Here is a 19,723-nt window from a genome sequence, read left to right as displayed (position 1 = left end):
ATTTTTTCCGTGGAATTAAAAGACCCCTCTTTCCTTCATTTGCCTCATTTTTCTTACTTTCAATATATGAAAACACCTTACATATTACTGGCGCTTGGCGCAGGCATCTTTGCATCCTGCCAACAACAAGGCCAGCAGCAGCAAACCAACGCTACCAAAGATTCATTGCCACCCGTGGTGGAAAAAGAAAAATCCAACCATTGCTTCGAAAAAGTACTCGGCAGGGATACCATCCAGCTCCGGTTAACCATGCACGACAGCGTAGCTACCGGCACCCTGGTATATAATTACTTTGAAAAAGATAAAAATACCGGCGACTTCAACGGCCTTATCAGCAATGGCATCGTCCGTGGAAAATACGTTTTCTTTAGCGAAGGCGTGGAAAGCTCCCGCCAGGTGATCTTCAAAATCTCCGACCACGAAGCATATGAAGCACTACCCGACAGCATCGACCACCAGGGCCTCCCCGTGTTCAACAGCCAGAACGAAGCGCTGAAATTCGACAACATCCCACTGGTGGAAGGAGCGTGCAAATAAAAGGCCTTCGGCCTTCGCGAATTTTGTCTTTCTCGCTGATTACGCTGATTATACTGATTTTACTTTTTGGGATTTTTATAATGATTTTGGGGAGATATAAGCGAACATATTCCGCTTCTATCTCCCCAATATTTTTCAAAAATAAAATCAGTATAATCAGCGTAATCAGCGAGAAAGACAAAATACGCTTCTATCTCCCCTAATCCTTTATAAAATCCAAAAGTAAAAATCAAACTAATCAGTAAAATCAGCGTAATCCTGAGTAAGACAACATCCGCGCGCGTTATTTCATTGCCGCAATCCACTGCCGGATCAACGCCACGCCCTCTGTATGCACCACCGTGCGCGCCAGCTCCGGCATAGCCGTACCCGGTTCCACACTGTTCATACGGTAAGCCAGGATGGAGTGCAGCGGGTCGCCGGGGATCACGTCGTAATCCAGTCCGCCGGCGCCACCACCAGCCGAAACGGGCGACTTCATTATACCGAGATGGTCAGGGGTGGTTTGTTCGTATTCCAGGAATAGGCCGGTATTAAATGCATCGCCGCCTTTGGTGTGGCAGTGCGCGCAGTTGACATCAAGATAAGCACGCGCGCGTTCATTCACAGTGTAGTGAATACTGTCTTTCCAATCGGGCAGCCGCGGCACTTTTTCCAGGGAAGGCATTCCCATCAACAAGCCATTGCTGGCCCATTGCTGTAACTGGTTCTGCACTTGCCCGTGACGCACAAAATTAAGATTGCGCGCTTTGGGACCAATAGGCGTAAGCACGCTGTTATTAATATGACAGCGTTTACAGTCATTGGTGTTGGGCATCTGGTATAGGGTGGACTGCTCACGCCCGTTGTCGTCCAGGAAGGTGATGGGGATCTTTTTTCCCAGTATCCATTTCTCTGCATCCTGCTGATCCTTATTCCACAGGTAGTTCATCACTTTCCATTGCCGGTCTGCCGGGTCTTTGAACAGCAGGCGCGTTTCTATCATGACTTTTTCATGCGCCGGATTGGTGTATGCAAAGTTTTTAATGATAAAAGTGGAATCCGGAAAATCGAGGGAACCGTGACCGGTGTAGCCCATCGTTTTTCCTTCCGGTAGTACAATAAAGCGGTCTTTTACGGCGTAGTCGGTGAACAGCGGCGTAGCCAGTTCATAGTTCACGATGCCTTTACGCGGCTGTAATGTTTTGAGCGCGCCGGTAAAAAATCCATAGTCAGATAATTTTTGTTTAAACTGGAACGGACCGGCTGTTGCAGCAGGCGACGGCCGTTGCTGACAACTCTGCGTGGCGGCGATCCATAAAATTAAACACATCACAAATAAACAAGACTTCCTCATCTCCCTTAAAAAATTTAATAAAAACACTATTTACATACATAAGGCGTAACATCGGTACTGGGCTTCCAGTTTTTCGACATCATGTTCATGGCATCCACATTTACAAATAAGTTGGGACCCTTTTGCTGTATACAAAGCGAATCGGGATTCACCGCTGTACCTTTTGTGAGGATGTTGGTGGTAATACCATCGTAGGTAATGAAAGGCAGGCGGGCATTTTTACGCGCCGGGTCATCTGCATTTAATTTCTGTTCTATACCCACTAAAATTTTTCCGGTATGATGCTCATATACTGCCGGCGGAAAAGCGGCGCCCACTTCCATAATATTATCATGTATATGCACATTGCGGGGGATCGGGAAATAATGATCGTTGATTTTTGAACCGGCCTTTTCATCAATGAAAAATCCTGATACCACTGAAATAGCGCTGGAATTATTATTGATGATGCGGTTGTTGTACAACTCTATATCCGATGCGGCGAGGATCACCACGCCACTGCCGGGAGCAGCATTGCCTACGCCCCAGGTGGAACCGAAGCTGCCGGATTTGGCAAAATTCTTTTCGTTGTTGTCGTGCATGTAATTGTTGTATGCCCTTACGAAGCCACCGCGTTTCGACAGGTCGGGCAGGTCAAAAATGAGGAAGCCGGCGGTGTTACCCCAAAACTCATTATCATACACCTGCGCATTGGAAGTATTTTCTATTTCGCACCCAGCCACATTTTTAAAGGCTTTGCATTTACGCACGATGGCGCTGTCGGTTTGTCCTACGTAGATGCCGGCGTCGGAAGCGCCCTGGGCATAGCAGTTTTCCACCAGCACATTTTTACACATCACTGGGTAAATGGCATACCCGCCGCTGGTGGAATCGGATACCGACCAGATCGCATGCACATTGGTGACTACCACTTTCTCGCTTTTATTGATCTTGATCAGGTCTCCTTTGGAGTCGCGCAGGGTAAGGCCGTCGATGGTAAATCCTTTTACATCGGTTACCCGGATGCCTTCCCCGCCCTGGCTTTGGGCCGAAAAGTCGAAGATCGTTTTATCCGGACCGGCGCCCTGGATCAGGATATGATTTACCTGGGCGATACTGAGGTTATCAAACTTATAAGTCCCTTCTTTTAAGGTGATACTGCTGCTGTCCGTCAGCGACAGAAAGGCTTCCGCAATTTTTGTTTCCTCACCGGGACCAAACTGAAGCCGGGTTTTATAACCGCTCTTCTCCTGAACTTCCGGACCCTGGCAGGCTGCCAGCAGGGCAATCAATAACAAACAGATAGGATATCGTTTCATACTTGGAAATATTTATTTTAAATAAATCAGAAAACATTGTAAGCGAAGGTGACGTAGTACATACCACCGATGGCCGGGCTGCCGAAGCCATTTCTGTAATAGGTATTGGTGAGATTTACCCCACCCAGTTTAATCGTGGAATGCGCCTGCAGGAGCCGGTAACTCACCTGTGCATCAATGACTGCCGAGGCGGGTACCGTACCGCTGCCAAAACCAATCTGGTAGAAATAGGCCGGTCTGTAACGGAAGGTAGTATTAAATGAGAATTTTTCCTTCTTACCAAAGCCGGTATTTCCAAAATCGATGTTGAATTTATAGTTGGGCGTGTTGAAATTATTCACCTGGCTGTTGTTCCTGTTTTTCAGGAAATCGGACGAGAAATTGACCTTTGCCAGGAAGTGATGCGACAAATCCACGCTCACACTGGCGGCGTAGCCATAGGTATTCACTTTTTCCGCGCCGTTATAGGCAATATTATACTGGATATAAGTGCTGTGATCCAGGAAGGCGTTGGGATCTGCCGTACCGGGGGTATTGGCCACATTTACATAGCCAATGAAATTTTTCCAGGTAGAATAATAACCCAGCACGTCTATCAGCACCCTGCCGGCGATGAGGGACGAGTAACCTAACTCGAACGCATCTACGGACTGCGGTTTGATATCATTCAAAGCAAACTGTTTCAGGTCTGCGGGATTCTTTGTGCGCTGGAATGAATCCACGCTTTCCAGTGTATAGGCCGGGTATTTATTAAACTGGTATACGCCGTTGAGCAGCCTGTCGGACCCGCCGGAGGCGAAGCTGTTGTAATCGATCGGGGTGCTTTGGAGCGACTGGATATTGGAAGGGAAGCTATACGCATTCTGGTAAGAAAAGCGGATGAAACTTTCCTTGTTCACTTCCAGTACCGCAGATACCCGGGTGGTGATACGCGGTTTGGCGAACAACGTATTTTTATCATACCGGAAAGCAGCAGCCAGGCTCAGTTTTTCGCGGATCACTTTTTTGGTAAGATGGGCGTAAGCACTGTATTCCGCTACATCAATAGGCCCCTCGTTATCCGGGAACAGCGTGCCTTTGGAGTCGAGCCGGTACAGGCGGTAGTTTAACCCGGCAATCAGCTCCGCAAATTTTACCAGGTGTGTAAAATTATACTGGGTTTCTGCATTAAAGAGGCGGCTTTTATCGGTAAACAGCGTACCACCTTTGGAGGTGGGAATGTTGGAGATACTATCTTTCAGGTGCAGGAACTGTGTGCTGCCGGCGTCGGGCCGGCCCTGGTCGGCGAATGCCCTGGCCAGGTTGCTGGCATCAATATAACTTTTACCCTGCGACATAGCTTCCAGCAATGCGCTGGTATATTGCGGGTACCAGCCATCGCCGGTATTACCGTCGTAGCTGGGCTTCCAGGCTTCGTTGATCAGCTGCGCCGTGGGCATGGCAATAATGGTACGACCAGAATTTTCGCGGGAAGTGTAGGCTCTCACAAACCAGTGCTCCGCTTTTAATTCGGCGCGGTATTGTCCCAGGTGGAAGTTGGTGAGTGCGTAGCGGGTATCATTGCTGTATACCGCGTTGCCTTGTCCGAAGGTACCCGAAAGAATGGCCTCCAGCTTCGGTTTGATCTTATAGCGCAGTTCCACATTGGCTTTGAACATTTTGGCATCGCTGCTCAGGTAGCCGTATTCCGGGTAGCCGGTGCGGGCTACCATATGCCTGCCTTCCGCCAGCATGGGCGAAATGATAGGTTCCAGTTCCGGCACCTGCGCCAGGGCTCCTTCCAGGAAGGGGTTAATGTCTACGGATGTTTTGCTCCCGTAAATATTTACGCCGTTATAGTTAGGATCCTGCTGCGGGCCACCGGGACCGTTGGTATTAGTGGTATCGTTGGCCATCCAGTCTTTCGCCTGGGTGTATTGCACATTTATTTTAAACGCGAACTTGTCGTTTACTTTTTTGCCCCAGCGCACGGTCCAGTCGTAGTAAGGCGATGGCCCCAGCGGATCATTGGCCTTTCCTTTTTTCACATGGTTCACGCCCTGTGTGATTTGTGCGCTGAGTCCCTGGTATTTGAACGGGTCTTTGCCGGTCATTACCATGGTGCCATTGAGGCCGCGGGAGCCGTACAATGCAGACGAGGCGCCGGACAGCACTTCGAGGTTGTCCACGTCCAGCTCCGTAAGACCAATAATAGCGCCGATGGGGAAGTTGAGGCCGGGGGCCTGGTTATCCATACCGTCTACTATCTGGGTGAAGTTGGTATTGCCGCTGGTATTGAAGCCGCGGGTGGTAACGGTGGTGAACAGGAGGCTGGAGGTGGTAACGTCTACTCCTTTGAGGCCCTGCAGCATGTTATAGTAGCTGGGCTGCGGGGAGTTGATGATATCTTTGCTGCTGATCCTTTCAATGGTAACCGGGGATTCTATTTTCTTTTGTACAAACCGGCTGGCAGAAACCACCACTTCTTTGCCCAGTACCGATGCGGGCGACAGCTCAATGCGCTGAAATCCGGGACCGGAAATGATGATTTCTTTTGTTTCAAAGCCTACCGATGACAGTATAAGGGTAACAGGATAATTTTTCCGGGTAGAGAATTTAAAGTTTCCCTGGTCGTTGGTATAGTCCCCGTTCTGTGCTTCCTTCATGGTCACGGAAACAACAGGCACTACTTCCTGGGTAACGCTGTTGCGAACGTTGCCCGAAATCACAATCTGTGCATTAACCGTAAGGCGCACCCCGAACAGGCAAACCATACTTATAATAATGGATCTTAACATCGGCAGGTGGGATTTAGATGGCTTGGTTGTTTAATTTATCGCCTTGTGGCATAGCGATATTACCAAAATACGCGGACGGAACGCATTGGTACCATTGACTTTGGGGCGAAACCGGGGCTATTGGGGGTAAAAATCAGGGCACGGGGGCGAATCTTTCCTGGAAAGCCGTTAAACAGGTAGCCGATACCGGTACACTGATATCACTGAGACCCTCCAGTTCCAGGTAATGTCCTTTTGTGTTTTTCTTAAAAAGAACCACTTTGGAGATATTCACCAGGTAAGAGCGATGTGCACGCACAAAATTATCGGGCGACAGGTACGACTCCAGTTTTTTCAGGGATGTTCTGACGAGTTCCTTGCTGATGGTATTTCCGGAGAGGTAAAATACCTGCACATAATTATCTTCTGCTTTCATGAGCAGTAACTTGCCAGGGTGCAGGGTGAGCACGGGTTTGTCATGTTCGTCACGGATCAGGATACAGGGATCACCGGCTTTGACCACCTGTTCTTTTTCCAGGCTTTTGAGTTGGGCTATTTTCTCCCTGGTAAAAAACCAGAGCAGCGAAATGCAGTAAGGCAGCGGTAAAATAAGGGCGATATAACGAAGGGTATTGATAAATTCGGCCCAGGTAAGGAAAAATGTATCCGTAAGGGTTACATCCACTATGGTAACCATAACGGCTACGCCCACAATTTCGCCCAGGAACCAGCAGAGGTAGGTGGCATTGGTGAGCTTACGCCGCCATTTTAGCCTGGCCAGGCCAAACTGCGTGATGGTCAGCACTACTACCCCGCATAAGGTGAAAATAAGGAACAATGCCATGAGGGATAGCGGTTGTCCTTCGTACCACATATTGATATTAAAAGGCAGGAAGATATACATGAACAGGAAGCTGAAAACGCTGCAGAACACGATCAGGGAAATCCTGTTGGCAACGGAATCCAGTAAGGTAAAGCGGGGTTGCTCTGCGGTATACCGGGAAATAAGTGGCAAAGTGGTCAAGCTTTTCATGTAGTGGATGATTTACTTTAATTAAGTTAAGTAAAAAAGCCGGAATCTGTATGCAGTGGCGGTTAAAACCGGGGCTCCTCTCCTGGCTTCAGTTCTTTTCCCCGCTGCTTTTCGGCTGCTGCAAATGCGTCATCGGGCAACGCCCTGAAACCCTTTGGCGCTTTGGAGGCCGGCCCTTTGTAAATGCCGATAAACGGCTTGGGGAAAGTCCGGCGGGTAACGGGGTCGGTCATACGAAAAAACTGCGGATACCAGCCCTGAACGGGGCTATTGTCCGACTGCGGTTTTTCAGCCGCCTTATTCCGGTTGGCGAGTATAGCATCCAGGGAGATGTGGCTGATATCGGTGGCCGAAAAGAAATAAACTTTGCGCCCGATCAACCTGCCATTCCGTGCGCCCTTGAAAACACCGGCGTGGTGCCATTCTGTGGAAAATACGCTCAGTTCCTTTGCGGATATTTTGGTGTTGAATTTCTTCGACAGCAAGGCGGCCACTTCGCCCGCCTTTAATAACCCTTTCTCTTCGGCATCCTGGTAATTTTCAGATTTTCCCTGCCGCAGGTAATCACTCCTTTTCATGGTGGAAAGATACAATTAAGTGCTATAAAAGCAGGCCTGTATTGCTAAAGACCTGCAATTGCCTCATAACCCGCTGCTCCGGATCCAATGCTGGCGGGAAATTGATATGGTGAATAATGCGTTTTCCAGGCAAACTGGCATATGTGTTGATGTTAGGGGGCGTATGTCCTCCAGGGACTGCATCATATCATCTTAAAACCAGAAAAATGGCAAACAAAAGTACTACCGGCAAGAAAGCGGCTGCTGCAAAAGCACCGGCAAAGAAAGCAGCAACAAAGGCACCTGCGGCAAAAGCACCTGCAGCAAAAGCGCCTGCTAAAAAGGCTGCTGCAGCCAAGCCAGCCGCCACCAAACCAGCTGCCGCCAAAAAAGCAGCAGGCGCATCTGCCGGTTCCGGGCTTAAAAAACCACTCGCACCCTCTGCAGAACTGGCCGCTGTTATTGGTACCACCCCATTGCCAAGAACGGAGATCGTAAAAAAAGTATGGGATTATATTAAGAAGCACAATCTGCAGGATACTGCCAACAAACGCATGATCAACGCAGATGATAAACTGAATAAATTATTTGGCGGGAAGAAGCAGATCTCCATGTTTGACCTGGCCAAAGTGATCAGCGTTCATGTGAAGTAAATACCGGGCAATATAACGTTAACCGGCAATGAGAGGGCGCCTCCGGAGCAATACCGGAAGCACCCTGTTGTTATTTTATGCCCGTCAGGTTCAGGAAGCAGGTTCATATTTCATTCTCAGGATCTCCTCTTCAATATCCACCAGCTCATGATATTTCCGGATCAGCTCATGCGCTGTAGCCGGGTCCTTGTTTAGTTCGTGCAATACCTGGCGCTGGTGATCCAGCATCTTCACATAAACTTTCTTATATAACAGGTGGTCCACTCCTTCAATCTTATTGTGCATGGACACGGTTTTGCGAAGCTCCAGGTCTTCCCGCAGCTGCTTCAGCGCCGGATTTGTCTTTACCTCTTCCGGGTATTGGGTATCCAGGAAGCGGATGCTTCCTTCCAGTAGCCGGTCGCGGATAATCCGCTCCTGCTCTTCTGCAGGGATTTGTTTATCGGGATCTTCCATATTTACCCATCTGATCACCAGCGGCAGGGTGAGCCCCTGCGCCACCAGCGTAAGCAGGATCACCGTAAAAGTGATAAACAGGATCAGGTTGCGCTGAGGGAAAAGCGCGCCATTATCCATATACACCGGGATCGACAACGCCGCGGCGAGTGATACCACTCCCCTCATGCCCGCCCAGCCGATAATAACCGGACCTTTCCAACCCGGCCGGCTGTCGGCCGTGGTGATATACCTACTGATAAATACCGTGAACACGGAGGCGCCCATCGTACAAAGCAGGCGGGTTACCACCAGCACGCCGGTGATAATTACACCGTATTTTATGGCATCCCAAAGACTTACCGTACCCAGTTCCTTAATGATCACCGGCAATTCCAGCCCGATCAGCATAAACACCAACCCGTTCAGCATAAATCCAATCGTAGCCCATACATTGGCGCCATGCAACCGGCTCCGGTAACTTAGTATATGCTGGCTCCGGGAAGAGAGGAACAATCCGCCGCTCACCACCGCCAGTACACCTGACCCGTGGAAATATTCCGCTGTGATGTACATTACATAGGGCGCCGTCAGGGTCAGGATCACATCCATTTCCGTACCGGTAGGCAGCCAGCGGTGAATGGCATAATATATCAACGCCACCAGCAAACCAATGGCAATACCCATCACAATGGCCACCACAAAGCTCGCTGCCGCTTCATGCAACACAAACACCCCGCTGATCACAGCGGTTTTGGCAAAGCTGAATACAATCAAACTGGACGCATCGTTCATCAAGCTTTCCCCTTCCAGGATCGCAGAGATCCTTTTGGGCACCTTCACATATTTCAGGATGGTAGTGGCAGATACCGCGTCTGGCGGGGATACAATGCCGCCCAGCACAAATCCCAGTGCCAGTGAAAATCCCGGGATCAACGCATGGGATACTACGGCGACCACACCGGAAGTAACAATCACGATTAAAAATGCAAAAATAGAGATCACCCGCCGCCATCGCCAAAGCTCCTTCCACGAAGTATACCACGCCGCTTCATATAACAGTGGCGGCAGGAAAATGAGCAGGATCAGCTCCGGGTTAATTTCAATGGAAGGGAAAAGCCGCAGCATGCTGAGGCACAGTCCACCCACCACAAGGATGATCGGGTACGCAATTTTCAACTTCTGCGCAATCATCACCAGCAACAAAATAAAAAAGATCAGTAAAATGTGTTGGATAACGGCAGTGAGCATACTATAGATTCTGGTTCTTAAATTTCGCTCTCAAGTTAATGTGTTTTCCTGACACCATAAAGATGCCCTCTCCCCTGTAATGTACCGTTTTCGGGTATTTGGGATAAACAGCCGCGCGGGCGCTCACCACTTCCAGGATAAAGAAATTGTATCCTTTCAGCAGTTGGGTATCGGCTACCTTACATTCGTAGTTGGCATAACATTCCTTTATCAGCGGCGCTTTCACGATGTTTCCCGTTTCCTCCGTGAGACCGAATTTCCGGAACTTGTCCAAATGGGCGCCGGTACTATTTCCGATCCCAACGATCTCCTCTACCAGGTTCACCGTAGGAATATTGATCACGCACTCCCCGCTTTTCCGGATCATCTCATAACTGTGGTTCTCCGCCGTGATCATGCATCCCACCAGCGAAGGGGAAAACTCCATCACCGTATGCCACCCCATGGTCATGATGTTCGTGTTGTTTTTCCAGCGGGAACTGACCAGCACAATCGGACCGGGTTCCAGGAATCTGCGGATCTCCGCTACCGGGAGATCTGCTTTTTTGTAAGCTCTTCTCATAATAGGGTTGTTTGAGTACAGGACTGCAATAATCATACACATTGCGCCGGAATAAGGTTAATCCTATCAAGCAAAGGAAGATCTCTGCGGCTGTTTTTATTCTTATTAAATTAGCAGACCAGCGTATCCGTTTATTATTAAACACATCCCTGTTAGTTCATGACATCAATCAACACTATTGCCGGAAAGATTGCTATCTGCCTGATTTTTACCGGCATTCTTTTCTCCCATCATTCGTTATCCGCACAATCGGGCGACCAGCAACGCCTGCTGGATCATGTTCAACAGATAGCGATGCCGCCGGCACCGGATAATGCCACTTTCACCCTCCCCTTAAACGAAAAACCCACCATTATTGCTACCGCAACCGAAAAAGATACAAAGCAGCACCTGCCTGTTATCATGGCCTCCCGGCTGGATAAAGGCAGGATACTGATTTTAGGGTCCGACAAATATTTTAAAAAGCCCCTGTTAGATGACAGGAACGTACAGCAACTGCTGCGCAATGCTATCGCATGGGCAGGCAACAAAAGCGGCAGCATACAGGTATGGGGCCACAACAGCGATCTTCCACCGTTCTTACATCTTCTGAAAAATTACAACACCATCACCGATACCGTTAACATTGCACCTGCCGCCGGCATTATTATCCTTACCCAGGATGTTACCGATACTGTTAAAAGAAATCACCTGGAAGCATTTGTAAGAAAAGGAGGCGCCTTGATATTTGGTTCTCCCGCTACTGGCATTTTAAGCCAGCAAAAAACCAGTTATTTTGAAATGGACTTAAACCAGCTTTTCAGGAAAGCCGGGATGTATCACGTAACCGCCACACTAAAACCGGAAGATAGAAAAGAGGGATTAACGATCCGCTCCATTCCTCCCTATGTGCACATTTCTTCGTTAATGGCGGCATTTAAGGATACGCTGTTTATACCCGCCGCTGCTGACGCCGACAGCTACGCCAGCACCATAGCCAACTATTTATTTAATAATCCCGATACCACTGCTATATCAAATAAAATCAGGTCAACGTTTGCAAACCGGCAGGCGCCCGTCATCCCATCTCCCACACACCCGCTCTGGAAAACTGATGTAAAAAACCGGTTCATCTACAATGTTCAAAATTACCTGGCCACACAACACCAGCAACGGCATACCGATACAGGGTACATCCACCCTGCCAGCAGCCTGTTTCCCGGGGAAGTGAGTAAAACAGCCCCGAGGGTGAATGAGCCGGTAGTTATATCTATAAAGGCAGGCGCCCAGGGCCTGTTGGAACCCGATGGTGTTTTTTACAGGTGGCACAGCACCGGTTTATATGTGGCAGCAGGCGATACGGTGACGATCACCATTTCCCCGGACTGCATTCCACAACAGCTGAAAGCACAGATAGGCGTGCATGAGGACAACCTAAGCCATATGGATTATTATGTGCGTCATACTGATGACCTCACAAAAACTTTTGAACTCGACAAACCGGCGACCACCATCTTTTCTCCGTTTGGCGGGCTGTTGATGATCAAAGTGCCCGACACGACTTCGCTAAAAACACTTCAGATACAGGTAAACGGGGCGGTTAAAAGTCCGTACTTCAAATTGGGCGTTACCAGTTTAGCCGACTGGCAACATACCATCCGCAACTGCCCGGGACCGTGGGCGGAACTGGCTACTGATAAAATTGTACTCACCGTTCCTTCGTATCGCATCCGTAAGCTGGACGACCCTGAAAAGCTGATGAAGTTCTGGGATGAAGTGATGGATGCCGATGCGCAGCTGGCAGCTATTTCGGCCGACAGGGTTCACCCGGAAAGGATTATCATCGATCAACAGGTAGCCTTTGGTTATATGTATACGGCGCCACATAAAATTATGGCGCCTGATGATGAAAGTTGCGCCCTGATGCTGGATGAAGCGCAGCTGCGGGCAAAAGGCTCCTGGGGGCATTTTCATGAACTGGGCCACCGTCACCAGTTCTGGGGCATTGATTTCGATGGCCTTGGTGAGGTAACCGTAAACCTGTACACCATGTATGTATATGACCAGGTGCTGCATAAAGGGCTTTATAATCACGAAAACATAGCCAGCAGGCAGGCGGTTATCGATGCCGTAAAGAGCTATATGAAAGGGCAGCCCGGTTTTGATAAATTCCGCGAAGATCCGTTTCTCGCTTTAAAAATGTACATCGAAATAATTGAACATTTCGGGTGGCAGCCTATTGCTGACGTCTTCAAAAAATACCGCGCTTTACCTGCCGCGCAATACCCGGTATCAGAGGCCGATAAAAGGGATTACTGGTTTACGTGTATCAGCACCGCCACGCAAAAAGATCTTTCCCTCTTTTTTGACAAGTGGCAGGTGCCGGTTACGGAAGCAGCCAAGAAGGCTGTCAGCAGTTATCCTTCATGGTTGCCGGAGGAGCTCCAATAAATTACCGGTGACTTTTCCTGAAGCTTTCGGGCGTCATGCCGGCATTTTTACCAAAGAAGGTCACGAAATAAGAAGCGCTTTCAAATGCAAGTTCCTTGGCTACTTCGGCCACCGACAACCCGGTGTAATGCAACAGGCGCTGGGCTTCCAGCGTGATCCTTTTGCGGATCAGCTCTCCGCTGGACAGCCCGTTATATTCCCGGCACAGTTTATTCAGGTAGTTGGTCGTGATATTTAATTGCCCCGCATAAAAAGAAGGCGTTTTATGTTGCACGAAATGCTCTTCGAGCAGCAGCTTGAACTGACGCATTTTTTCTTCTTTGTTGTGCTTCCGCTCTATCCCCGTGGGGGGATTGAAGTGGCGGTCGAGGTTACAAAGCAGGATATTCAGATACGACCGCAGCACATTATCGGCGCCTTTATGCCGGCCGTAAAATTCCTGGTGCATAAACCGGGTGATCTGGTTCCACTCTGCTGTTTTGTTTTCTTCCAGGCATATTTCGTGAATGCTTTCCTTATTCAGGAAAGAAAAGTTGAGCAGTACATTATTGTTATATCTCAGGGAGAAAAAACTTTCTGTAAAGCAAATAACGTTACCGCGGGCGGCACGGTTGATATGTATGCTGCATATGCTGCCAGGTTTTACACAAATGATTTTCGGATGATCCAGCCGGATAACAGCGCCATCAATTACCGCCGTGCCCTGTGCGCTTTCAATGCACAGCAGCATGTAGAACATTTGCCTGTGGGGCTGTTCCAGCAAAGGGTACTTATCGGGTATACATCCAAGGCTGCCTATCCAGAAAAAATCATTACCGGTGTCAAACATGTCAGCAGATAACACAGCTATTTCGCTGGATTTCATACTCATGTAGTAGCTTAATGATGTGAACGTAACAGGAGAAATTACGCTGTAGCAGCGGGAGGCCGGAATACCTGCCTGATGAGGCTTTGCGGGGAATACGGCGACTTATAGCCGCGAAAGGTAATAAGGCTTTCAGTAGAAACAGGTTTTGCCGGGGCAGAATCATACTGCTGGCAAAACAGGGTAATTTCTTTCAGTCGTGTATTGACCGTATTTTCGGGTTTATCGTTTTCTTTTATTTTCCTGTCCAGGAAGCAGGCGCCTTTACAAACCGGGATGAGGTCGAACCGGTTAATACAAAGTTCGGAGGCGATATAGTTCCTGTTAAGATAAAATGCGGCTACTATCCAGCAGTTACCGGTGCTTTGTAAAAGCACGATACACAGAAGCCATATGGATAGTATTTTCTTCAATTTTCTTTTAGTAAGATGTTAATATCGTTTATCAACCGGGTTGTTTCCCGTGGGTCTGTACCGTTATATACCCCGCGTATGTGCCGGACTTTATCCACCAGCAGCAGTCCGCCGCTGTGCACATAGCCCCCGGGGGCAGAGCTGTCTTTATACGCCGTAGAAAAATATCCTTTTTCAGCGAGGCGGTAAATGGTATCCTGGCTACCGGTAACAAACCGCCATTTGGGGCTGGTTACTTCCAGGCTGGCGGCATATGCTTTCAGCCGGGGAATGGAATCGTCTTCCGGGTCAATGGTGTGTGACAGGAAAAAAATGCCGTCGTTTGCTTTAAAGGTGTTATACACCTTCTTCATCTCCACGGTCATCTTCGGGCATATGTTCGGGCAGGATAAAAAGATAAAATCCGCCACATAGATCTTCCCTTCAAATGACTGTTCATTTACCGGGAGGCTGTCCTGGTCCCTAAACGAAAAAGGCGGGACAACGGGGTACGTGGTGTCGTATACTGTTTTCCCGTTATCCTGACGCGCTGTTACCCCCGGCTCACCCAGTATGGGCAGCTTTTTCGCCGGCGATGCACATCCGGCTACCAGTAAAGTGATCAGGAGTATCTTCTTCATTATTTCATGACAAGGGTGTAAGCTGCGGGCTTTAACAGGAAGCTGTCTTTGCAGGCGGAGGAGCAAAATCCGAGAACAGCACCTTGGTAATGGACGGTGTCGTAAATCCCTGCCTTGATGGGCATTCTGCACACGGGGTCTCTCCGGTTAGCCACCAGCGCGGTGTCGTACTGCACTTCCTCCGGGGCCACTGCCATTGAAGAGTCGCCCTGATGCTGGCTTTCATGGCCGGCATTGCCACCGCAGGCGGCAAGTGCAGCTATTAAAAATAATCCTATATAAGCCTTCATGCCTGTTTTATTTTTCATTATCAGCCGCAAAAATAGGGATTAAAGTAAAGGGAGGGATAAAATGAACGGGACAATAGTTTAGAAAAAAGGTAACTGGTATGAGAGGTTGTGAGTTTAGTACAGAATTTACTAACCTGGTCCCTTCCTTGTACCTTTATAAATTATGGATATAAGAGATGCTATCGCGCTGATAAAACATCCCCCGGTTATTGCCGGGGCTCAAACGGTTTGGGCGGATCTCGGATGCGGGTCAGGCTTATTTACCTATGCCCTGGCCAACCTGCTGGAAACAGGCAGTACTATTTATGCCTGGGATAAAACCTTCCCATCCTTATCCGGCCAGCCCAATCCACAACATGTTACCATCCAACCGGGGCAACTGGATTTTTTGAAAGATGATTTACCCGTATCAGGGCTGGACGGCATCCTAATGGCCAATTCCCTGCACTATGTATCCGGGAAACCGGCCTTTATTGATAAGGTAAGTGCGCACCTGCAGGGAGACGGTGTTTTTCTGATAGTGGAATATGAAACGACAAAAGCCAATCCGTGGGTACCTTATCCCGTACCATTTCATGCTTTAAAAGCATTGTTTCATAAGGCGGGATTTAGATCTGCAGTGAAGTTAAACGAAAGACCTTCCCTGTATGGATCCGGGCATATGTATGCCGCGATGTTCCGGAGAATTTTTGTGTGAAAATTTGTTGGATAGGGAAATATTTTTAATTTAGACATTCCCATCGGGATGTAGCGCAGCCCGGTAGCGCGCTTCGTTCGGGACGAAGAGGCCGCTGGTTCGAATCCAGTCATCCCGACAAATAGATAAACCTTGAAGTTGCGTAGCAATACGGGATTTCAAGGTTTTTTATTGTTCCTCTCTTTCCTCCCCCTTTGGAGTAACCAGCCCATTATATGGCCCAGTAAACACCTTTTGGGTTACAATATGGGTCCCACAAAAAAGTCTATTAAAGGAGAAATCAGTATTGAAGATCACAGAGGTAAAATCCGGCTCAGATGGAGGTATAATGGTGTAAGGTATCCTTTGAACTTACCACATGCCTATACCGCTGAGAATATGCACCATGCCACAGTTAAGATTGCGGAGATAAAGCTGGATATATTAAAAGGCTGCTTTGATACGACATTAGAAAAGTATAAAGAAGCACCTGCCCATTCGTCAAATACTCAGAAATCTGCAAAGCCTAAGGTTCCATCAATCCAGCAAAATGGGTCCCCGGTAGATGGGAATATTCAAGATGATAATCATCTTGTCAATATAAAAGACCTGCTACCTTTATTCGTATACTGGGCTATCAACATCAAAAGCGTTAATTTGGAGAATACATCCTACTACTTTAACGCGAAAAAGCTGTTGGAGAGATGGGATACATTAACCATTGACGACATACCGGAAAAGCTGAATAGCTTAAAGGTAGCACCTACCACGTACAATGATCGGCTAACCTGCATCCGTGGCTTCCTTGCATGGCTACTCAAAAAACGGAAAATAAGCGATAATCCATTGGAAGAAGTCAGCAGGAAGAAAAAAAGGAAGCAGCTGAATGATAAAAGGCGACCATTATCGGAGGATGATATCCTGCTAGTACTTGATGCGATTAAACAGGATACGTACTGCCCTCCTGCTTCTCAATTCAAACACTCCTTCTATTACCCTTTTCTGTACTTCATTTTCCATACAGGTGTACGAAATGCAGAAGCTATCGGATTGCGGGTAAAGCACGTTAATATCAGCCTTAAAACAGTAGAAATATCAGAAACCTTTGCTCGTACAAAGAGAGGCTCTAACCACGCAGCAAGGGTACGTAAGGGAACAAAGACAGAAAACGCCAGGTATCTTCCATTGGGCGATGAACTTATAGATGTGTTACAGGTGCAGATACAAGGTAAAAAACCAGATGACTTTGTATTTCCATCCCCTACTGGGCTTTCTATTGATGACCATATGCTTCAAAGGAGAGTCTTTAAACCGGTAACAAAAGCGTTAGGATTAGGCGATAAGGACCTTTATGTAGCGAGACATAGCTATGGTACAAGGTCAATAGAACAGGGTATTTCAGCTACCAGTACTGCATATGCAATGGGACATGCTACTGCTGAAACGGTGATACGTAATTATGTTGATGTTGTTAGACCTGCTACAATAATAGCTGCCTTAGCAAAGCATAGGATATAATTCTCATTTGAGGATCAAAAAGATTACATATTTCTGTCCATGATTCATAAATTACGCAAAAAATAACCGAAGACAATTTACTGTAAAAGGGGTGATAAAGTAATCCCTTTTATGGTGAATTTTGATACCATAGATTTAAAACTAACTTTTTTTGACAATCTGAATCTAAGCTCCTACTTTTATTCATTCTATCATCTAAAAGTCATCCCTATGGCAAAAATGAAGCCCTCTGAGTTCGCAATTAATATGTACTGTTCAATTCTTGGAATTCTAACTCAAGAATATTTAAATTCGCCCGAAACTCTCAATCTATTTAAAAGAGGTGGGCCAAACATCTATTTCATTTTGCGCCGGCCCAGGATATCTTTTGACCCCCAAACTTTTGCAGCCGGTACCGAATTTATTGAAATCGACTACAAAATCCAAATTAAGGACAAATTTGAAACTCGTCATCTCAAAATCCCAAATGGATTAGACACTAGTGATATTTCAATTCGATCTGAGTACCCTTATACAGAATTTGCAATAATAGACAATACATCAAGGATCGAACTTAGCCGAGGAGATGTATCACTATTTCTCAATCAATTCTACTTCTACTTAGAAAACCCTGATTTTCTCGACTTTGAAGTGCTATACATTGGGCAAGCATATGGGGATGGAACTCGAACGGCCCTAGATAGGCTGCCCAGTCATTCCACTTTACAAAAGATTTACTTTGAATCAATAAAGAGAAATCCTGATTCAGAAATTTATATTGGCTTAGCAAATTTCGACCAATTAAATATTATGACTTTGGATGGACAGGAAGATTTCACAGAAGATGAACTAGCTGCAGACGAACAGAGAATGATCAAAATCCACAACAAATTAAACTATGAAGGGATTAATCCACAGCAAAGAGTAACATTTACAGAAGCGGCCCTAATCAAATACTTCCAACCTCAGTATAATAAAGAATATAAAGACTCATTTCCTAATTCTAACCATAGTTAATATGCTGAATGTTATGAGTTAGATATCAATTCCGTTGTATTTGAATTAGACACAACTGACAAAATATTCAGTATGTTCTACACAACTGCGGTAACCAAACAGCCCATTCATTATGGTAATTTCCTCTTACACAATCCTGCGGAACGCAAATCGCTTTTTGATTTTATGTAATATTAAGAACTATCCGAACCTCCAAATCACTATAAATTAGAACTTCCCATGACTTACACCAAATTTCATACTAAAGCTTCTAATGTACAATAATTGGGAGTGTGCTCAGTTGCCACTTTCCTTGCATTTGTGTATATTAATCATAAAAAAGCCTAATGAATCATAAGGAAAACATCCCTAGACGTATTTCTACTATCGTAGCCTACATGCATCCATTTCGAATCGTAGAATCTCAAGAAAGTGGAAAATGGGAAACCGATATTGACCAAATAAATAATCGGGCCTGGAATTACGTACAACTTCACGAAATTGTTGGTGGCTTAGATGTTGGTCTAAACACTCCATATCATCTTGTCATCGGGTTTGATGGTGCCCTAGCATTACCACCTATACCAGAACTCCGAGACCCTCAAAGAGTTGTAGAATTTTATAACAAATGTTTAGCAGCACTCCTATTAGGAGGAGTGTATTGCGAAGCTATAAATCTAGATAGTATTGAAACAGGTGTTATACTCGATTGGAAATATATACGCATTATTAAACCCGGCAAATCCGCATCTAGTATTTTCCATCATCTAGCAAGATTAAAAATGCTTCCTCCCCTTACAGGCATATCGTTACTCAATCCTCATGTTATTAGCTACTATAGCCTGTACAAGGCCATGGATGAAGGTATGGAAATTATTAATAAAATACCAAATTTAAGTTCTGAATTCTTATTGAAGGGTACTACAGGAATAGCTCGTTTAGACTGGGGTGTGGCATTATCAAATTTGTGGATTATCATAGAGCAGTTGATTAGTTATCTCTGGCAGGAAAAAATCCTCAAAAACATCCCTACGGGATCAGATAAAATTGATGGGCAGAAGGAACAACTATCAGATACGAGGACATGGGGTATGGCCAATCGCATCGAACTTCTTTACCAAACAGGAATACTTACAGCATCAATAGTGAAATGGCTTTCTAATGCAAGAAAAATCAGGAATAAACTTGTCCATGATGGGAAACATCCCCCGAGGAACACGGCTATCGAGGCCTATAACCCAGTCCTTGAATTAATCACCATTATTATAGGTAAGAACTTTTCCCTACAGTTACTAAATTTTGACGATCATTTAATATCAGACCCTTTTAAAGCCCCAAATGAAGGAAACAATACGCCTGATTATTGGATGCCATTTCCGAAGCTCCCTGGCGAGGATGATATTTCTAAAGAAAAAAATTCTAAACATTCCTGAATGTCCAATATCTGAAAGTAATATATTCACCAATGACTGCTATATTGAAAGATAGCACATACTGCCATAACAAACAAGCAAGAGA

The 19,723-nt window shown here is 46.6% G+C and carries 18 protein-coding genes and 1 tRNA gene; 8 read left to right on the top strand and 11 right to left on the bottom strand.

Annotated features, from left to right (window positions below; genetic code table 11):
* The first annotated feature begins 66 nt into the window (after positions 1-66).
* Positions 67-537 carry a hypothetical protein gene (locus QFZ51_RS13695; RefSeq protein WP_429046543.1) on the top strand — a complete coding sequence of 157 codons (471 nt, stop codon included), beginning with the start codon at positions 67-69 and terminating at the stop codon, positions 535-537.
* A 283-nt stretch (positions 538-820) separates the two neighbouring features.
* Here the strand turns inward: QFZ51_RS13695 and QFZ51_RS13690 are convergent, their stop codons facing one another.
* The 5 genes from QFZ51_RS13690 to QFZ51_RS13670 form a co-directional block, all read right to left on the bottom strand.
* Entirely contained in the window at positions 821-1,873 is a 1,053-nt protein-coding gene (locus QFZ51_RS13690) for an SO2930 family diheme c-type cytochrome (RefSeq protein WP_429046542.1), read from the bottom strand.
* Between the two features lie 26 nt (positions 1,874-1,899).
* Entirely contained in the window at positions 1,900-3,171 is a 1,272-nt protein-coding gene (locus QFZ51_RS13685) for a parallel beta-helix domain-containing protein (protein WP_429046541.1), read from the bottom strand.
* A gap of 26 nt (positions 3,172-3,197) precedes the next feature.
* Entirely contained in the window at positions 3,198-5,948 is a 2,751-nt protein-coding gene (locus QFZ51_RS13680; RefSeq protein ID WP_429046539.1) for a TonB-dependent receptor, read from the bottom strand.
* 133 nt (positions 5,949-6,081) lie between these two features.
* A complete protein-coding gene (locus QFZ51_RS13675) occupies positions 6,082-6,960 on the bottom strand; it encodes a LytTR family DNA-binding domain-containing protein (protein ID WP_429046538.1) in 879 nt (292 codons plus the stop codon).
* A 62-nt stretch (positions 6,961-7,022) separates the two neighbouring features.
* Positions 7,023-7,538 carry a hypothetical protein gene (locus QFZ51_RS13670; protein WP_429046536.1) on the bottom strand — a complete coding sequence of 172 codons (516 nt, stop codon included), beginning with the start codon at positions 7,536-7,538 and terminating at the stop codon, positions 7,023-7,025.
* Between the two features lie 206 nt (positions 7,539-7,744).
* Between QFZ51_RS13670 and QFZ51_RS13665 the strand changes: the two genes are divergently transcribed.
* Positions 7,745-8,170: an SWIB/MDM2 domain-containing protein gene (locus tag QFZ51_RS13665; RefSeq protein WP_370911853.1), complete on the top strand. Its 426-nt coding sequence runs from the start codon at positions 7,745-7,747 to the stop codon at positions 8,168-8,170.
* A 90-nt stretch (positions 8,171-8,260) separates the two neighbouring features.
* Here QFZ51_RS13665 and QFZ51_RS13660 read toward each other — a convergent pair whose 3' ends face one another.
* Positions 8,261-9,856 (bottom strand): Na+/H+ antiporter, encoded by a 1,596-nt coding sequence (locus QFZ51_RS13660; RefSeq protein WP_429046533.1) that lies wholly within the window; start codon positions 9,854-9,856, stop codon positions 8,261-8,263.
* Between the two features lies 1 nt (position 9,857).
* On the bottom strand, positions 9,858-10,418 hold the full coding sequence (locus QFZ51_RS13655) for a flavin reductase family protein (RefSeq protein ID WP_429046531.1): 561 nt from the start codon (positions 10,416-10,418) through the stop codon (positions 9,858-9,860).
* Positions 10,419-10,577: 159 nt separating this feature from the next.
* Between QFZ51_RS13655 and QFZ51_RS13650 the strand changes: the two genes are divergently transcribed.
* The gene (locus QFZ51_RS13650) at positions 10,578-12,848 is read left to right on the top strand and encodes a M60 family metallopeptidase (RefSeq protein ID WP_429046529.1); all 2,271 of its coding nucleotides are present in this window, start codon (positions 10,578-10,580) and stop codon (positions 12,846-12,848) included.
* A gap of 1 nt (position 12,849) precedes the next feature.
* Here QFZ51_RS13650 and QFZ51_RS13645 read toward each other — a convergent pair whose 3' ends face one another.
* Genes QFZ51_RS13645 through QFZ51_RS13630 form a run of 4 tightly spaced genes read right to left on the bottom strand, consistent with a single transcriptional unit; the run spans position 12,850 to position 15,036 of the window.
* Entirely contained in the window at positions 12,850-13,719 is an 870-nt protein-coding gene (locus tag QFZ51_RS13645; RefSeq protein WP_429046527.1) for an AraC family transcriptional regulator, read from the bottom strand.
* A gap of 35 nt (positions 13,720-13,754) precedes the next feature.
* Positions 13,755-14,090, bottom strand: a complete 336-nt coding sequence (locus QFZ51_RS13640) for a hypothetical protein (RefSeq protein ID WP_429046525.1) — start codon at positions 14,088-14,090, stop codon at positions 13,755-13,757.
* A gap of 32 nt (positions 14,091-14,122) precedes the next feature.
* On the bottom strand, positions 14,123-14,746 hold the full coding sequence (locus QFZ51_RS13635) for an SCO family protein (protein ID WP_429046523.1): 624 nt from the start codon (positions 14,744-14,746) through the stop codon (positions 14,123-14,125).
* On the bottom strand, positions 14,746-15,036 hold the full coding sequence (locus tag QFZ51_RS13630; protein ID WP_429046521.1) for a YHS domain-containing protein: 291 nt from the start codon (positions 15,034-15,036) through the stop codon (positions 14,746-14,748). The genes QFZ51_RS13635 and QFZ51_RS13630 overlap by 1 nt, the downstream gene beginning before the upstream one ends.
* Positions 15,037-15,199: 163 nt before the next feature.
* Here QFZ51_RS13630 and QFZ51_RS13625 point away from each other — a divergent pair, with 163 nt between their 5' ends.
* From QFZ51_RS13625 to QFZ51_RS13605, 5 genes are all read left to right on the top strand, one after another.
* The gene (locus tag QFZ51_RS13625) at positions 15,200-15,733 is read left to right on the top strand and encodes a class I SAM-dependent methyltransferase (RefSeq protein WP_429046519.1); all 534 of its coding nucleotides are present in this window, start codon (positions 15,200-15,202) and stop codon (positions 15,731-15,733) included.
* 44 nt (positions 15,734-15,777) lie between these two features.
* A tRNA-Pro gene (locus QFZ51_RS13620) sits at positions 15,778-15,851 on the top strand.
* A gap of 20 nt (positions 15,852-15,871) precedes the next feature.
* The gene (locus QFZ51_RS13615; RefSeq protein WP_429046517.1) at positions 15,872-17,230 is read left to right on the top strand and encodes a tyrosine-type recombinase/integrase; all 1,359 of its coding nucleotides are present in this window, start codon (positions 15,872-15,874) and stop codon (positions 17,228-17,230) included.
* Positions 17,231-17,440: 210 nt separating this feature from the next.
* A complete protein-coding gene (locus QFZ51_RS13610; RefSeq protein WP_429046516.1) occupies positions 17,441-18,226 on the top strand; it encodes a hypothetical protein in 786 nt (261 codons plus the stop codon).
* Between the two features lie 326 nt (positions 18,227-18,552).
* Complete coding sequence (locus tag QFZ51_RS13605) at positions 18,553-19,638, top strand: hypothetical protein (RefSeq protein ID WP_429046515.1); 1,086 nt, start codon at positions 18,553-18,555, stop codon at positions 19,636-19,638.
* Positions 19,639-19,723: the final 85 nt, after the last annotated feature.

The sequence above is a fragment of the Chitinophaga sp. W3I9 genome (genome assembly GCF_050434025.1).
Lineage (GTDB): Bacteria > Bacteroidota > Bacteroidia > Chitinophagales > Chitinophagaceae > Chitinophaga.
Note: the sequence above shows the minus strand (reverse complement) of the source record. Positions and strands in the feature narration are given on the sequence as shown.

Bases quoted from the DNA above. Each gene is read 5' to 3' on its own strand.
- QFZ51_RS13695 (WP_429046543.1), top strand. From the start codon at position 67: ATGAAAACACCTTACATATTACTGGCGCTTGGCGCAGGCATCTTTGCA.
- QFZ51_RS13690 (WP_429046542.1), bottom strand. From the start codon at position 1,873: ATGAGGAAGTCTTGTTTATTTGTGATGTGTTTAATTTTATGGATCGCC.
- QFZ51_RS13685 (WP_429046541.1), bottom strand. From the start codon at position 3,171: ATGAAACGATATCCTATCTGTTTGTTATTGATTGCCCTGCTGGCAGCC.
- QFZ51_RS13680 (WP_429046539.1), bottom strand. From the start codon at position 5,948: ATGTTAAGATCCATTATTATAAGTATGGTTTGCCTGTTCGGGGTGCGC.
- QFZ51_RS13675 (WP_429046538.1), bottom strand. From the start codon at position 6,960: ATGAAAAGCTTGACCACTTTGCCACTTATTTCCCGGTATACCGCAGAG.
- QFZ51_RS13670 (WP_429046536.1), bottom strand. From the start codon at position 7,538: ATGAAAAGGAGTGATTACCTGCGGCAGGGAAAATCTGAAAATTACCAG.
- QFZ51_RS13665 (WP_370911853.1), top strand. From the start codon at position 7,745: ATGGCAAACAAAAGTACTACCGGCAAGAAAGCGGCTGCTGCAAAAGCA.
- QFZ51_RS13660 (WP_429046533.1), bottom strand. From the start codon at position 9,856: ATGCTCACTGCCGTTATCCAACACATTTTACTGATCTTTTTTATTTTG.
- QFZ51_RS13655 (WP_429046531.1), bottom strand. From the start codon at position 10,418: ATGAGAAGAGCTTACAAAAAAGCAGATCTCCCGGTAGCGGAGATCCGC.
- QFZ51_RS13650 (WP_429046529.1), top strand. From the start codon at position 10,578: ATGACATCAATCAACACTATTGCCGGAAAGATTGCTATCTGCCTGATT.
- QFZ51_RS13645 (WP_429046527.1), bottom strand. From the start codon at position 13,719: ATGAGTATGAAATCCAGCGAAATAGCTGTGTTATCTGCTGACATGTTT.
- QFZ51_RS13635 (WP_429046523.1), bottom strand. From the start codon at position 14,746: ATGAAGAAGATACTCCTGATCACTTTACTGGTAGCCGGATGTGCATCG.
- QFZ51_RS13630 (WP_429046521.1), bottom strand. From the start codon at position 15,036: ATGAAGGCTTATATAGGATTATTTTTAATAGCTGCACTTGCCGCCTGC.
- QFZ51_RS13625 (WP_429046519.1), top strand. From the start codon at position 15,200: ATGGATATAAGAGATGCTATCGCGCTGATAAAACATCCCCCGGTTATT.
- QFZ51_RS13610 (WP_429046516.1), top strand. From the start codon at position 17,441: ATGGCAAAAATGAAGCCCTCTGAGTTCGCAATTAATATGTACTGTTCA.
- QFZ51_RS13605 (WP_429046515.1), top strand. From the start codon at position 18,553: ATGAATCATAAGGAAAACATCCCTAGACGTATTTCTACTATCGTAGCC.